The organism is Chamaesiphon sp. OTE_8_metabat_110 (assembly GCF_031382685.1).
Lineage (GTDB): Bacteria > Cyanobacteriota > Cyanobacteriia > Cyanobacteriales > Chamaesiphonaceae > Chamaesiphon.
Genome location: NZ_JANMZA010000014.1, coordinates 1 through 13848, shown reverse-complemented (window position 1 = coordinate 13848; position 13848 = coordinate 1). Strand labels below are relative to the sequence as shown.

The window sequence follows — 13848 nt, the reverse complement described above, 5'->3', positions numbered from 1 at the left end:
CCGCGACAGGGATATTTGGTTGGCGAGTTTGTAAGTCTTTGACAATTTGTTGCCACTGCTTGACAGGATAATCCGGTCTACACCTGACGTGGGATCTGGTTTAGTCTCGCCCCCATGAATCAGCACGTAACCGCTATCTTTTATCCCCAGTCGCTGCTGCTCGGCTTCTGCCCAGTCGATATCTGCTTTGGGAACATTGATACTCACCACCGGACAAGGATCGGTGATGCCAAATCCTCTAACCAAATCGTGAAACATCGGTGCCGCGTATTGGTTGAGATTTAGCTCAACCGGATTGGAGAGAAATAATTTACTCGCACCCACATCAAAACCAATGCGGACGGGAATTCCCGTCAGCCACAAGAGTACGCCGACACCAAACCGTCGCCCCAAAGACATCGCCGCATCGTATTCGCGATCGCGGATGATGCCCAATAAGTTGCCCCAGTCCGCAGGGCCATTAGTATCTTTGAAATCGAAGGGAATAACTTTGTGGACAGACTTGGAAACACGGTATGCCGTCGTCGAGCGCGGTTCGACGACGACATCAATTTCTGCGTCAGGGTAACGTCCTTTGAGATTATCGATCGTGGGGAAGAAGAGAATCTGATCGCCAATTCCACCAGGGACAAGAGCCAGGATACGCATTTGTACTCAAGTTACTGCTGTATTTACGATCGATTTTAGCAGGAATAGGCTGTAGTTGTTGGGGTCGTGTTCAAATCGTCATTATCTACTCAGATGCAATCTAAATGTCAGGATCGATACCCAGAGCGCGAAGTTGCTCGGCTAGTCGATCGGCTTGCAGTTGGACTCGATCTGCTTGGAGTTGAACTAAATCGGCTCGTTGTCTTTCTTGCTGCGCGACTTCTTCTGGCATTAGATAACGAGTATTCGTGCGATCGTACCAAGCTAATAACTCGCGATCGATCCCATTAAACACACACTGACATCTACCGATCCCTAAACCCACTTCTGGCATCCAGTAAGGTTCGCCAATTTGTAATTGGTAGTTACGATCCGCGCCTAATTTATAAACTTCAAATGGTTGATGCCTGTCACGCAGCCAAAATTCAGGGTTGTAGACGACATAATAAAGTACCCCCAATTTGGCGTAAATTTCCATTTTTTCGTCATATTCATTCCCTGGCGTATGGGACACCATTTCTAGAGTAATCGTCGGGACGATCTCATTTTCTTCCCAGGTAGCATAGCTGCGGCGTGATTTACCACCTTTTTGACGTTTGACACCCAGACTTAGAAACCCATCGGGTACAACAGGCACTCTGGGATTGATACCAGTAGTATGATAAATCGCCATGTCTGCGGCAAAATACCAGTCAAATCGATCTGCCCACATGGAGCTTAATAAAAATAGGAGTACATTTGGTAAAAAATTCCGATCTTCATTATCCACGGGTATATCATCTGAACATGGTAGTTCTTCGGTGCTGGGTAAAGTCCGGTTGAGATAGTCCGATATCATAATCCCAATCTCATTGAGTTCTGTTATTGATTATAAACTAAAAATATTTTTCATCTAATGGATCTGGTGACTGTCCCTCTGGAGAAATATCGGGTAGATGAAGTAGCACTTCTTCCCATTTAGTAAATGATTGGAGAACATCCACCACTACTGATAATGGCTCGGCAAATATATTTGGAAAGTTAGCTTCTTGTGGCGATCGAATATCATAAGCTAGCTGTTCTTGGGGCGGGGTAAACTGAGCATTAATACCATCGCGATTACCACGCGCATCTACACGATACCAACCAATTTCTGGCAAGAAAATAGCATTCAATCCATGTAATGTGCATGGTACACTTCGATCTTGCTGATTTGCTGCGGGCGGCTCGTCAATAGTTAACCGTTGATAACACAATCCAACCGGGATTTGATTAGCACGCAGTAAGGCGGCGAGTAAGTGACTTTTGGCAAAGCAATATCCTGTTTTATATTTGAGGACATCAGATGCACGACAGGTAACAGGGTTCATCTGGTAATCATAACTGTGATGAATTTCATCCCGTACCCATTCAAAACAAGCTTTAGCGATATCTATGGTAGTTTGATGTTTTGAGGCAATTTGATGGGCGAGTGCTAAAATTTCTGGATGTTGCCAATCGATGATTTCACTTAATTGTAAATATTCTTGTATATACTTTAGTTGAAAAGCTCGTCTACACCATCCAAATCGCTATCCACAGAATCTAATTCTAGATAAGAGCATAAAATAGACTGGACTTGACGTATTTTTTCAATCTTCAATATTCCTAACTGCTTCACTAACCGCTGCTTGTCAAAAGTCATCGGATCGATACATACAATAAAGCTATCAGTAGTTAAACCATTATTGGCATCTGGTTCGAGTGCGACAACCACAGGTAAGAGTCTACTATCTGGAGTGCTAGATGTAATAGGTAACACAGTTACCTTGCGTCGCTGATTAAAAAGTGTGCCCGAAACAATCATCGCTGGGCGAGTTTTACGAATTTCAGTACCGATAGAGGGGTCAAAATTGACTAACCAGATACTTCCCAATCGGTAATTGCTGATTGTTGCCATTCCTCATCCTCTATCGATGTTTGTTCATCTAAAGCCAAGCAAGCCGATAGCATGGCTTGTTGTTGCTGTTTTTTCTGCCAAGCCGAGAGTAATGATTCAATTAATTGGCTGCGGTTAGCTACTCGCGCATCGATATATCGAACCAGTTCATTAGGCAATGAAATAGATATTTTCACAATCTTTATGTTCAATGCTACTCAGGATGCTACTCATTATAAGACCAGAAAGAGTACTCAGTCAAGAACTATGCTTACCTAGAAGCGACCTGCTAACGCAACGCTGACGCGATCGGCATTCGCCAGCCTGTACCAAAAGCTCGATCGGTTATTTTTAAGCCTGGGGGCGCTTGGCGGCGTTTGAATTCGGCAAGTTTGACTAGTCTGGTTATTTTGGTGACTATTTGCGGATCGAAACCACGATCGACTATTTGCTCGATCGATTGATGTTCGCAGACGATTGCTTCTAAGATTTCATCTAAGATTTCATAAGGTGGTAATGAATCTTGGTCGATTTGTCCAGGTTTGAGTTCGGCGCTGGGGGGTTTGGTAATGATATTAATGGGGATAATTTCTCGCTCTCGATTGAGCCATTTGCAGATCGAAAATACTCGCATTTTGGGTACGTCGGCGATGACGGCTAAACCACCATTCATATCGCCATAAAGGGTGCAATAACCAACAGCCATCTCTGATTTATTACCAGTGGATAGGAGTAAATAACCGAATTTATTGGACATGGACATCAGTAATGTGCCGCGAATTCGCGATTGGATATTTTCTTCGGCTAATCCAAATTCTGTCCCTTGAAATTGTGATTCTAAAGTGCGATCGAATCCCTGCATCAAGTCGCCAATCGGGATAGTTTGGGTGTTGATGCCTAGATTAGCAGCTACGGCGATCGCGTCCGTGACTGAGTGTGACGAGCTATAAGTCGAAGGCATCAGTACGCCTAAAACGTTTTCGGCTCCAAGTGCTTCAGCGGCAATCGCGGCTACTAAGGCGGAATCGATACCACCGCTCAAGCCCAGAATTACTTTTTGAAAACCACATTTGTGGATATAGTCGCGCACTCCTAATACTAATGCTGCCCAAATTTCAGCATCGGTACAATCCGATTGAGGTTGGATTTTAGCTGCTTTCAAATCTTTGGCTACTTCATCAAATTCGATGATAATTAAGTCTCGATCGAATGATGTACCTCGAAAAACTAATTCGCCCGATCGATCGAATCCCAAGCTACATCCATCGAAGATCAGATCGTCATTTGCGCCAATTTGATTGACATACAATACCGCTCGATCGTATTTAGTCGCGGCATGTTTTAAAATAGCCGATCGCACTTGCTGTTTACCGACGCTATATGGCGATGCTGAGAGATTGATCGACAGATCGATATCTAGTTCGGCTAATTCCGCGATCGGGTTAGCTAAATAGCTGCGTTTACCCCAAAAATCTTCATCATTCCAGAGATCTTCGCAGATGGTTACGCCAATCTTAATCTCATCTAAAACAAACCAATTTGGCTCACTACCGGGTGCAAAGTAACGATTTTCATCAAACACATCATAAGTCGGCAACAGTCGCTTGTGGAAGATCTTTTGCACCTTTCCAGCAGCTAATAGCGCGATGCTATTAAATAATGGTTTACCACCTGTGACGATCGCATCAGGATTGGCGGTGGCGAGTCCGACTAATACGTGTAAATTTGGCGATAAATCTCTTGCTAATTGGTAGAGAGTTTGCTCCATTTCAGTAATGAAGTGAGCATTGAGCAATAAGTCTCGCGGTGGGTAGCCACACAAGGAAAGCTCGGGGGTGAGTAATAATTTTACTCCCTGGCTGACTACTTGTTGGGCAGCTTTTAAAATCTGTTGGGCATTGTTTTTTAGATCGCCGATGGTGGGATTGAGTTGAGCTAGAGCTATTTTCATAATATTTTTTTAACCGCAGAGGACGCAGCGATTCGCGTTCGTCGGGAAACCCGACGGTTGAGCGCGATCGAGACAGAGAGCGCAGAGGAAAGAATAAGGATTTTTATTAATCATCTAAGATTGCCATATACGTTTTCAATATCTTTGTTCTAGATTTATAATGCTTAGACAAACAATAAAGGCTTATCCTTCAGTGGTGCAAATGCTACCGGATCGAAGCGATATAAACTCGCCGGACGACCGCTACCACGAGAGGATTTAATTCCTGTTTCTTGCAAGAATTTTAATTTAATTAACCGATTGCGAAAATTGGAATAATCAGAAAATGCTTCGCCGAGAACGGTGGTGTAAAGTTGATAGATATCGCTGAGGGTAAAGAGTTCTGGCAACACATCAAAAGCGATTGGGCTATATTCCAATTTATTTCTCAATCGTTGATGTCCGTACTCGATAATCTGTTGATGATCGAAGGCGAGATCGGGTAATTTATCGATCGGGTACCAAGCAATGCCACCAACGCCAGTAGCGATTAATTCGGCGGCTTCGTATCTTACTAAGGCAAAGTAACTAACTGATAAATACCGCACGTCATAACTATCGGCTGCTTCGCGCGGGTCGCGTCCGGGGCCGCCAAAAGTATATAATTGTTCGAGGTATAAGTTATCAACTTTGATTTTTTCGGCTAAGATCCGATCGGCAGCAGTTTCTAAAGTTTCGCCTTTCCTGACTAATGTCCCTGGCAAGCACCATTGCCCTAAATAGGGTTCATCATGGCGCATCACTAATAGAATTAATAATCGATTTTGCTGGGTATCGATCGAGAAGATAGCATTGTCTACTCCGACTTTAAAGTCGGCAAGAATTTGTTTATTTAAGTGTCGCTCGATCGCATGGTTCATAAATTATCGAATATAAATTGTGTTGCTGAATATATTTAGCGACGCTAGGAGTCATCCCGTGAATGGAGTGACTGTTCCTAATTGCTGTCGATGATATAATTGGTGTCGATAAGGGGGCGATCGCGATTTGTGCGCCGAGATCTGTTAAACGTTGAAGATCGGTTAGTTCGATTTGATTCCCAGTGCGAGGGACGATTAGTAATTTCACTTGAGTTAATAGTTCATTCGCTCGATACCACTGGGGTAATTGGGCGATTAAATCCGCTCCAATGGTGAGAATAAATTCACTATCTTGCCATATTTCTCGCGCTGTAGCTAAGCTTTCAAAAGTACGTCTACTACTTAAATTTCGATAAACTTTAACGTGCCGATCTATCGGCGGCTCGATTTCAGCAATTGATAACTCTAGCATCTGCGATCGTTGCTCTAATGATGCTCCATGTGCCTTAAATGGATTATCTGCTGCCCAAACGGCGACGAGATCGAATTGCGATGCCAACCACCTAATAATCTCTTGATGAGCGATCGTTGGCGGATCTGCACTAGTTCCGAATAGAGCAATTTTCATTCTAGAGGGTATGTTTAGGTTTTAGGTTTTAGGCTTTAGGTTTTAGGGTTTCAGGATGAGGAGTTAGCAATCGGGATTTTGCAATCGTTCTTTCGCTCGCTCGAATGGTATTTACTTTAATTTTTAGATACCAAGCTTTGAGTTAAGGCTGTTAATGCTGGCGAAATATTAACTGGTGTACTGCGATCGTAATTAATATCTCGCAAATCGGCAGATAAGCTTGCTACATTTCGATCTGTACGTTGCCTAATTGTTACCAGATTGTCATCTGGCACCAGCCGATTACCTTGGCTCATTACTAGCTGTAATAAACCCTCACCCTCAGTTGCTAAACCGAGAGTGTCACTGGTAAAGCAATCGGATTGAGGGTGCCTAAAAATCTGTTTTTTGCCGGGGTAGGTCATTTTGTCAGGAGATTTTTTCATTGTCGGAATGTTATCGATCTCGACTAACTTGTAGACACCGTTTACCGGATTACCAGTAACTAATTTAGTCCCCAATCCAAAGCCATTAATCGGTGCATTTGCCGATCGCAATCTGGCGATTTCCCACTCATCAAGATCGCCACTGGCAAAGATATCCACGGTGGGTAAGATGGCTTTGACTTGCTGGGATAAACTGACTAAATCGCCAGAGTCGAGCCGAATTCCCGATAATTCTAGTTCGCCAGCAGCGATTTGTCGCGCTAGCATTTTTGCGGCGGCAATCGGATCGTAAGTATCGATGAGTAATGGTGCGCCGGGAAAGTAACGATGAAACGCAGTAAATGCTGCTAACTCGCTACCTTTAATCGCGTCGATTGCCATGACTAAGGCGTGTGCCATCGTTCCGCTGGGTTGATATCCCAACTTTAAAGCAGCTAGTACATTTGATGTGGTATCCAGCCCCCCCGCAATTGCCGCTCGTGCCGCCCATAGAGACGCTTGTGGGCTAAAGGCACGCCGCGTGCCAAATTCCAGTAACGTGGCATCTGCACCTGCGACATCCCGCAACCGAGCGGCTCTAGTGGCAATTAGGGTTTGATAATTGATAGTATTAAGGAGGTAAGTTTCAAGGATCTGGGCTTGCCACAAGGGTGCTTCAATGCGCAGGATTGGTTCATTGGCAAAGATCGCTGTGCCTTCGGGTACCGCCCAGACATCACCAGTAAATCTGGCGGTGGCGAGTAGCTCCCAAAATCTATCGGGGGCGTTTTTAAAAATCCCTGTCGCTTGCAATCGATCGATTTGAGTCGCGTCAAACTGAAATTGTTCGAGGTATTCCAAGGCTTGAGCTAAGCCCATGGCGATTAGATAACCAAAGCCTTTTGGTAGTTTTCTCACAAATAGCTCAAAACTTGCGGTCGATCGATCTAGTGATTCACCCACATAGCAGGCTGTCATCGTGAGCTGATATAAGTCTGTTAACAGGCTGCAATCCTCACCTGACAAGGATGATAGTGATGTCGAGCCAGAGAGAGGCTTATGGATCGTAGCAACAGTTTGATTTAGCATTTACTCAAAATAGCTTTTCTTTATTATGGTGACAAATACCATAACTTGTCAAGAAATTGTTGTGCTGAATATCTAACTCAGCACTAAAGTTAATTAGCAGCACCCTCAATCCGTCCGCTCGACAATTGCAAAATCATTAGCAGAATGAGTTGGTACCCAGGTTAGCGCAGTTAATTGACAACAAATTGCTAAGTTCGCTCGATCGCGCGAAGTTGAGATCCGATCCCTGAATCCGCCAGCGGTAGCTTCGATCCCATCTCGAACTGCGATTCTTCTTTACCAAAATGGTATCAGAAGTGACATTCAGGGGTAATATGATAGAGATGTGCATCATCTACTGTCGCGATCTAAAGTCAATGATGCAGTTACTAGTTTCTTCAACCACGGTCGAGTAATTGCGCGATCGACCCGATTGAAGTAGTGCTTTTAGTCGGGACAAACACTACCCTTGTTAAGGATGGTTGCTAGAACCGAGTAATCGATGTTGACGCGTTGGCGAAGCCTTGCCCCTGGCAAATCGAAGCACACTAGGATATTGGGTAAAGTCTAGGTGATGTACAGCAGCAAATGCCAACTCTTCAAGAGTTGGTGCAATAGAATAGTCAAGATCGAATGGGACTCGAATGGCTTACCGTCTTGAAAACCGCATTCTAAACGCTCTACTCAACTCGACGATATCGATCGTGTAAACGGAGATTTAGAGACAAATCTAGTAATTAGAAATAATTATTAAATACATATCTGTTTGCCTAAATCTGGATTCGACGGTGGATAGATGACTTACCCCGCAACCTGCTTGGTAGATGTAGTGAAAATTGCAATCGCTCGGCTAAACAATCCCCGTTGTCCACAAGCAAGATCGGTAAAGGCGCTTGGATACTCTGACTGTTGCTAAAATTGTCAGCATAGCACCCGTGCATAACATCCCGTAGCTTAGCACTATTACAAACTTAATAAATGAACATGTTCTTGGGTGGAGGTAAATTAAACTATATGGAATTTTCGATCGCCACGTTGCTATCGCATGTTAGTCCTGAGAAGTTAGTTACCCCAAAAATACTAGAAAAGAAGTTAGGGTGTGAAACTCCTTCAAGTGTCGCGCAGTTGGATCTCGCTCTAGAGTTACTCGAAAAGATTGGCATTTTGGTAAAGGAGAAAGGAAAATTTCGCCGCGAACTGACAGAGCGAATTGTAGAAGCCAAGCTACGCTGTTCGAGTAAAGGGTTTTGCTTCGCAATTCAAGATAGTGAAAGTGCCGATGATATCTACATTCGAGAAAGTCATCTCAGCAATGCCTGGAATGGCGATCGAGTATTGATCGAAGTCATCAAAGATGGCAGCAGGCGGCGGAGTCCCGAAGGCGCTGTCAAGCTGATTTTGGAGCGGGCTAATCCATCGGTACTCGCCAAAGTCAAGCGGCTGGAAACAGGCGACTACCGCGCTATTCCCCTCGACGATCGACTATTGTTCGAGCTAGAAGTCAACCCTAGTGACAACAGTTCCCCGCCTAATGGGCACGAGCCGATCGTCTTAGATGACATTCTCGATCATCTCGTCCATGTCGATGTCCTCCGTCATGCGATCGGGCAAGATTTACCGATCGGTAAAGTTGCTAGAGTTCTAGGTATGACTACCGAGTCAGCCCAAGACATCGACATCGTAACTTGCAAGCACGATCTGCACCAAACATTCCTCCCGGCTGTTGAAGCGGCAGCGGCGAAAGTCACCAAAGGATTTAAAGATCCCATCGCTGCAAAACGTCTCGATCTGACTGGATTACCGACAATCGCGATCGGTCAACAGTCGGAACCTCAAGATCGTGCTTTAACGATCGAGCATTTAGACGGTGACGTGTGGCGATTGGGCGTCCATATCGCCGATATTGCTAGTTATATCACCGCCGACGACAGACTCGATCGCGAAGCGCGCAAACGCGGAACGGCAGTGTATTTGGGGGAAAATACCATCCCGCTATTACCAGATGCCGTGCATCAGGCTTGTGGATTCCTACCAGGTGCCGAACGCTTGGCAATTTCGGTATTTCTCTCGCTCAACGAAGGCGGTGAATTAATTGAATTTAATATTCAGCCCAGCCGGATTCAACTAGACTGGTCGATCGATCCCGAGCGAGTCAATGCCGCCTTAGCTGGCGAACCGGGTGAAATCGACCCTCAAGCGCTCGAAATCATTAAACCGATCTGGAACACGATTGCCCCCGCTTTTAGAGCGCAGCGGCGATCTAGAGGCGGTTTGGAAGTAGATACGATCCAAAAGCAAGCTCCATTTGCTGATGAAGGCAGATTGGGGGCGATCTTTCTAGACGATCCGCAATCTTTACTTACCGATGTGATGGTGATGGCAAATTATGCGATCGCCGTCCATCTCCAAGCCCTTCAAGTACCGGGTATCTATGCCGTCCAGCACACGCCCGAACTAGTCGAAGTCAATGACACGATCAAGTTGGCGATCAATCTGGGACTGAGCTTTGAAGGCGAAGTCGAGACGGAAATTAGCGTCGCTGACTTGCAGCGTCTGAGCCTGCAATTTGCCCAGTCACCCGTACCGCAGGTACTCAACTACCTGTTTAAATCCCTACTCAAAACCACCGTCTACAGCACCAAACCGGGCACCCATTTCGGCTTAGCGATCGAGAATGGCTATACCCACGCTGTCTCGCCCCTGCAACGCTATCCCGATATCCTGATCCAACGCGTTTTGCATGAAGTGTTTGCCAATGGACGCGATCGCAAAACTTCACGCGCCAAGGAAATCCTCGACTTGGGCAGCAGTAGCTGTCACGGACAGATTACGTGGAATGTCCTCACACCCACAGTTCAGCAGGAACTAGAAACCCAGATTGCCGGATCGATCGCCCATTTAAACGATCGGACCAAAATTGCCCAAGACGCTGAAAATGACCTTGCTGGATTGCAAAAAGCCGAGAAGATGAAATCCCGCACTGGAGAGATTTTCCAAGGCTTAATCACTGGCGTTCAATCCTACGGTTTCTTTGTCGAAATCGAAGACTCCCTCGTCGAAGGCTTGGTACACGTCAGCTCGCTCAAAGATGACTGGTATGAATTTCGTCCCCGCTATGCTTGTCTAGTCGGACGCAAAAATCGCACCTCCTACCGTCTAGGCGATCGCGTCGAAGTCCAGGTCAAGAGTGTAGACTACTATCGCCAGCAAATCGATCTAGTTACCGTCACGAGTATGCTCTCGGAAGCCGCTACCGACGCAGCGAATGAAGCAGGAACCGCAGAGGCAATCGCCGCTACTACCGATACCGATACCGATCTCGATGCCGTTACAGTTAGCCACGATCTAGAAGAAACCGATTTTGAGTCGGGAGATGATTAACACTGCTGACACAGCGGCTAACCTGCGATCGCTGGTTGTCTAAACTGCATATCCTGACATTGAGGCTCATGTAAAGCCTACCAATTAGGTAGGGGCGATCTCCAAGTTGCCCCTACCTAAATATTGGGCGCACGATCGAACTGGGTAGCGATTGTTAAAATGTATTAGCGGAGATCGCTTGAGTCTTCCGCCGCAACCGTCCCTATCCATCCATATCGTCTTCCTAATTAACAAATAACAGGGGTTTGCTTGTCTTGTCTTGACGCATCGAACGGGAGGGAACCTCCCATTCGATGCGTCGCTGTCTCGCTGTAAGGTTACGCTCAACGCAATTCTCAATTCTCAATTCTCAATTCTCAATTAATTTAATGAAACCTCTCATCCTCGGTATTACTGGCGCATCCGGTTTAATTTATGCCATTCGAGCGATTAAATATTTGCTAGCGGCTGACTATCAGATCGAACTAGTTGCCTCGAAATCTACCTATATGGTATTTCAAGCCGAAGACCAAATTAGATTGCCCAGCGAACCCGAAGAACAAGCCGACTTCTGGCGCGAACGAGCGGGTGTGCCGACAGGGGGTAAACTCCGCTGTCATCGATGGGGGGATGTGGGGGCAAATATTGCTAGTGGTTCTTACCGCACTCAGGGCATGTTGATTATCCCGTGTAGCATGAGTACAGTCGGCAAATTAGCCGCCGGATTGAGTGGCGATCTCCTCGAACGGGCGGCAGATGTCCAACTAAAGGAAGGGCGCAGACTAGTGATCGTGCCTCGGGAAACGCCCTTTAGCTTGATCCACCTCCGCAACTTGACTAGCCTCGCCGAAGCTGGTGCGGCGATCGTTCCAGCCTGCCCTGCGTGGTATCAAAAACCGCAATCGATCGACGATCTAGTTGATTTTGTCGTCGCTAGAGCCTTGGAGCGACTCGATATCGATTGCATTCCGTTGAACCGCTGGAAAAGTGACTCATAGGTAAGCGCTCAGCTTTTAAGAGGGGAAATATTTGTAGATATGAAAATAATTATCGCCTTACTAGTACCGATCTTAATGGGAATTGTCGTCGGATCTAATCTCCTGCCAACAATGACAGTAATCATCCTCAATCAGCCGACAATTGCCTTGCCAATCGGCGTCTGGTTGATTATCGCGATCGGGTTGGGCTTATTATCTAGTATTGCCATCCAAGTATTAATCTCGATCGATCGCCGCTCGCTCAAACGACAAATCCGGCAATTACAATCGCGATCGCCGCAGGATGAAGATGTTTTTACTTATACACCCCAGGCAACTCGATCGAGCGCATCATCAGCCAAAACTGCTGGCGAAGATCCAGCAAATCAGTCACCAGCAGCAGCCAAACCCAGTCGATTTAAGAGCTACCGATCTACATTTGCCCAGCGATTTACCCCGCAGCGATCGACATCACCAAACGTTAGCGACGATCGCGATGATTGGGGCGATTCACCAGTCACAAACCGCCAACTAGATTGGGAAGATTCGCCGCCACCCCGATCGCAAAATCGCCAGTCCGCAGCTAATAGATACCCAGTAGAAACCGATGATTCACCAGATCGATCGAGTCAGTCAAGCTATGCAGAGCGCGGCTCACAACGGAACCAATCGCCTTCACCAGCCACTAGCAGAGAAGTATATGACGCTGATTTTAGATTGATTCAGCCGCCTTATAAACAGCCGCTAGAAACCGAATTTGATGACGATCTCGACGCCGACGATTTTGAGTACGAGGATACAGATCGAGCTGCTGACAAATCCCGATCTTCTGTCACATCATCACCAAATCGTTCCACACCGACAACCGATCTTGATGATGAAGATTGGGGATTTGATTTTGAAAGTCGGGATACTCCTGCTAAAGCAAATTGAGCGCGATCTGTGTCGAATTCTAATTATCTTTCAAGTTAATTGGAACTATCATTAAAATTACGTGCATAATATATTAATATGAAGTCAGCTTCATCATGGTTAATACATGAAGTAACTGCACAACCACCCACAAATATCCGTAATATCCACCATTCAAACTATGCCTAAAGTCGATTCCGTAGCAGAACCAACCATCCCTACATCACCACTTACTGGGAAAGCTCTGCTTCAAAAAGTTAAAGAACTTTCACATCTTGCCAAACGGGAAACTGCCACGCAGTGTGGCTATGTGAAAACTACCAAAGCTGGTGTCACCCGCACCGATCTGTCTGGATTTTATGATGCTGTACTGACAGCAAAAGGAGTCAAGCTTGACGAAACCAGTAGAGATAATCGTGGTAAAACCGCCACGTATAAGGCGACTGTTCACAAAAACGGTCAACTGTTGATCGGTGCTGCGTATACCAAAGAAATGGGCTTAAAAGAAGGTGATACCTTCAGTATCAAACTAGGTTACAAGCACATCCACTTGGTTCAAGATTAGTCACGATAAACAGGGGCAGTAGCGCGATTTATCAAGTCTGGGCTACTGCCCCTGTTTTTTTGTCATCATCTCTATATTTGCAAAAATGGTAGCGAATGCGACCAAATTTTACTACATCTATTCTCGATCGTTTCCCCGATTTCTAACTCACATTTGGGTAAGCAGCCGTCGTCACCACATGAGCGACCACAAACTCAACGACAGTAGCTAAACCTTGCCCCGTTTTGAGATTGGTAAAAATAAATGGTTTGTCTCCACGCATCTTGATACTATCGCGCTGCATAATCCCCAGATCTGCCCCAACTTGCTCGGCAAGGTCGATCTTATTAATGACTAATAAATCTGACTTGGTAATGCCGGGGCCACCCTTACGCGGGATTTTATCGCCACCTGCCACATCGATCGTGTAGATCGTCAGATCCACCAGTTCGGGACTAAAGGTAGCCGCTAGATTGTCGCCACCACTTTCGAGGAAAACGATCTCTAAATCGGTAAATTGGCGCTCTAATTGTTCGATCGCCGCAATATTCATCGAGGCATCTTCGCGAATCGCTGTATGCGGACAGCCACCAGTTTCCACACCAATAATTCGCTCTGGT

13 protein-coding genes and 1 pseudogene are annotated in these 13848 nt (G+C 45.8%); 4 read left to right on the top strand and 10 right to left on the bottom strand.

Going from position 1 to position 13848, the window contains the following annotated elements; genetic code table 11:
- The 9 genes and pseudogenes from RMO52_RS00445 to RMO52_RS00405 form a co-directional block, all read right to left on the bottom strand.
- A pseudogene (locus RMO52_RS00445) lies at positions 1-648 on the bottom strand (glycosyltransferase family 9 protein); the annotation flags it as partial.
- A 100-nt stretch (positions 649-748) separates the two neighbouring features.
- Positions 749-1486 carry a Uma2 family endonuclease gene (locus RMO52_RS00440; RefSeq protein ID WP_310410017.1) on the bottom strand — a complete coding sequence of 246 codons (738 nt, stop codon included), beginning with the start codon at positions 1484-1486 and terminating at the stop codon, positions 749-751.
- 37 nt (positions 1487-1523) lie between these two features.
- On the bottom strand, positions 1524-2108 hold the full coding sequence (locus RMO52_RS00435; protein WP_310410021.1) for a transglutaminase family protein: 585 nt from the start codon (positions 2106-2108) through the stop codon (positions 1524-1526).
- Between the two features lie 56 nt (positions 2109-2164).
- Positions 2165-2566: a type II toxin-antitoxin system PemK/MazF family toxin gene (locus RMO52_RS00430; protein WP_310410016.1), complete on the bottom strand. Its 402-nt coding sequence runs from the start codon at positions 2564-2566 to the stop codon at positions 2165-2167.
- Positions 2524-2742 (bottom strand): hypothetical protein, encoded by a 219-nt coding sequence (locus tag RMO52_RS00425; protein WP_309740992.1) that lies wholly within the window; start codon positions 2740-2742, stop codon positions 2524-2526. The genes RMO52_RS00430 and RMO52_RS00425 overlap by 43 nt, the downstream gene beginning before the upstream one ends.
- Before the next feature lie 92 nt (positions 2743-2834).
- The gene (locus RMO52_RS00420) at positions 2835-4496 is read right to left on the bottom strand and encodes an NAD+ synthase (RefSeq protein ID WP_396134848.1); all 1662 of its coding nucleotides are present in this window, start codon (positions 4494-4496) and stop codon (positions 2835-2837) included.
- 164 nt (positions 4497-4660) lie between these two features.
- On the bottom strand, positions 4661-5395 hold the full coding sequence (locus tag RMO52_RS00415; protein WP_309740994.1) for an NrtR DNA-binding winged helix domain-containing protein: 735 nt from the start codon (positions 5393-5395) through the stop codon (positions 4661-4663).
- On the bottom strand, positions 5364-5963 hold the full coding sequence (locus RMO52_RS00410) for a nicotinate-nucleotide adenylyltransferase (protein ID WP_309740995.1): 600 nt from the start codon (positions 5961-5963) through the stop codon (positions 5364-5366). The genes RMO52_RS00415 and RMO52_RS00410 overlap by 32 nt, the downstream gene beginning before the upstream one ends.
- A gap of 116 nt (positions 5964-6079) precedes the next feature.
- Positions 6080-7456 (bottom strand): nicotinate phosphoribosyltransferase, encoded by a 1377-nt coding sequence (locus tag RMO52_RS00405; RefSeq protein WP_309740997.1) that lies wholly within the window; start codon positions 7454-7456, stop codon positions 6080-6082.
- A gap of 963 nt (positions 7457-8419) precedes the next feature.
- On the opposite strand from RMO52_RS00405, the gene RMO52_RS00400 reads away from it, so the two are divergent.
- The 4 genes from RMO52_RS00400 to RMO52_RS00385 all read left to right on the top strand — a co-directional run bounded on the left by RMO52_RS00400 (position 8420) and on the right by RMO52_RS00385 (position 13249).
- Complete coding sequence (locus RMO52_RS00400) at positions 8420-10816, top strand: ribonuclease R (RefSeq protein WP_310410013.1); 2397 nt, start codon at positions 8420-8422, stop codon at positions 10814-10816.
- 368 nt (positions 10817-11184) lie between these two features.
- Positions 11185-11793: a flavin prenyltransferase UbiX gene (locus RMO52_RS00395; RefSeq protein ID WP_310410011.1), complete on the top strand. Its 609-nt coding sequence runs from the start codon at positions 11185-11187 to the stop codon at positions 11791-11793.
- A gap of 39 nt (positions 11794-11832) precedes the next feature.
- On the top strand, positions 11833-12705 hold the full coding sequence (locus RMO52_RS00390; RefSeq protein ID WP_309741003.1) for a hypothetical protein: 873 nt from the start codon (positions 11833-11835) through the stop codon (positions 12703-12705).
- 160 nt (positions 12706-12865) lie between these two features.
- On the top strand, positions 12866-13249 hold the full coding sequence (locus RMO52_RS00385; RefSeq protein ID WP_310410009.1) for an AbrB family transcriptional regulator: 384 nt from the start codon (positions 12866-12868) through the stop codon (positions 13247-13249).
- Positions 13250-13391: 142 nt separating this feature from the next.
- Here RMO52_RS00385 and ureG read toward each other — a convergent pair.
- Positions 13392-13848, bottom strand: a 457-nt coding sequence (gene ureG, locus RMO52_RS00380) for an urease accessory protein UreG (protein WP_310410006.1), incomplete at its 5' end; no start/stop codon positions are given.

Coding starts and splice junctions, on each gene's coding strand:
- RMO52_RS00400 (WP_310410013.1), top strand. CDS start 8,420: ATGTTCTTGGGTGGAGGTAAATTAAACTATATGGAATTTTCGATCGCC.
- RMO52_RS00430 (WP_310410016.1), bottom strand. CDS start 2,566: ATGGCAACAATCAGCAATTACCGATTGGGAAGTATCTGGTTAGTCAAT.
- RMO52_RS00390 (WP_309741003.1), top strand. CDS start 11,833: ATGAAAATAATTATCGCCTTACTAGTACCGATCTTAATGGGAATTGTC.
- RMO52_RS00440 (WP_310410017.1), bottom strand. CDS start 1,486: ATGATATCGGACTATCTCAACCGGACTTTACCCAGCACCGAAGAACTA.
- RMO52_RS00385 (WP_310410009.1), top strand. CDS start 12,866: ATGCCTAAAGTCGATTCCGTAGCAGAACCAACCATCCCTACATCACCA.
- RMO52_RS00420 (WP_396134848.1), bottom strand. CDS start 4,496: ATGAAAATAGCTCTAGCTCAACTCAATCCCACCATCGGCGATCTAAAA.
- RMO52_RS00415 (WP_309740994.1), bottom strand. CDS start 5,395: ATGAACCATGCGATCGAGCGACACTTAAATAAACAAATTCTTGCCGAC.
- RMO52_RS00410 (WP_309740995.1), bottom strand. CDS start 5,963: ATGAAAATTGCTCTATTCGGAACTAGTGCAGATCCGCCAACGATCGCT.
- RMO52_RS00405 (WP_309740997.1), bottom strand. CDS start 7,456: ATGCTAAATCAAACTGTTGCTACGATCCATAAGCCTCTCTCTGGCTCG.
- RMO52_RS00395 (WP_310410011.1), top strand. CDS start 11,185: ATGAAACCTCTCATCCTCGGTATTACTGGCGCATCCGGTTTAATTTAT.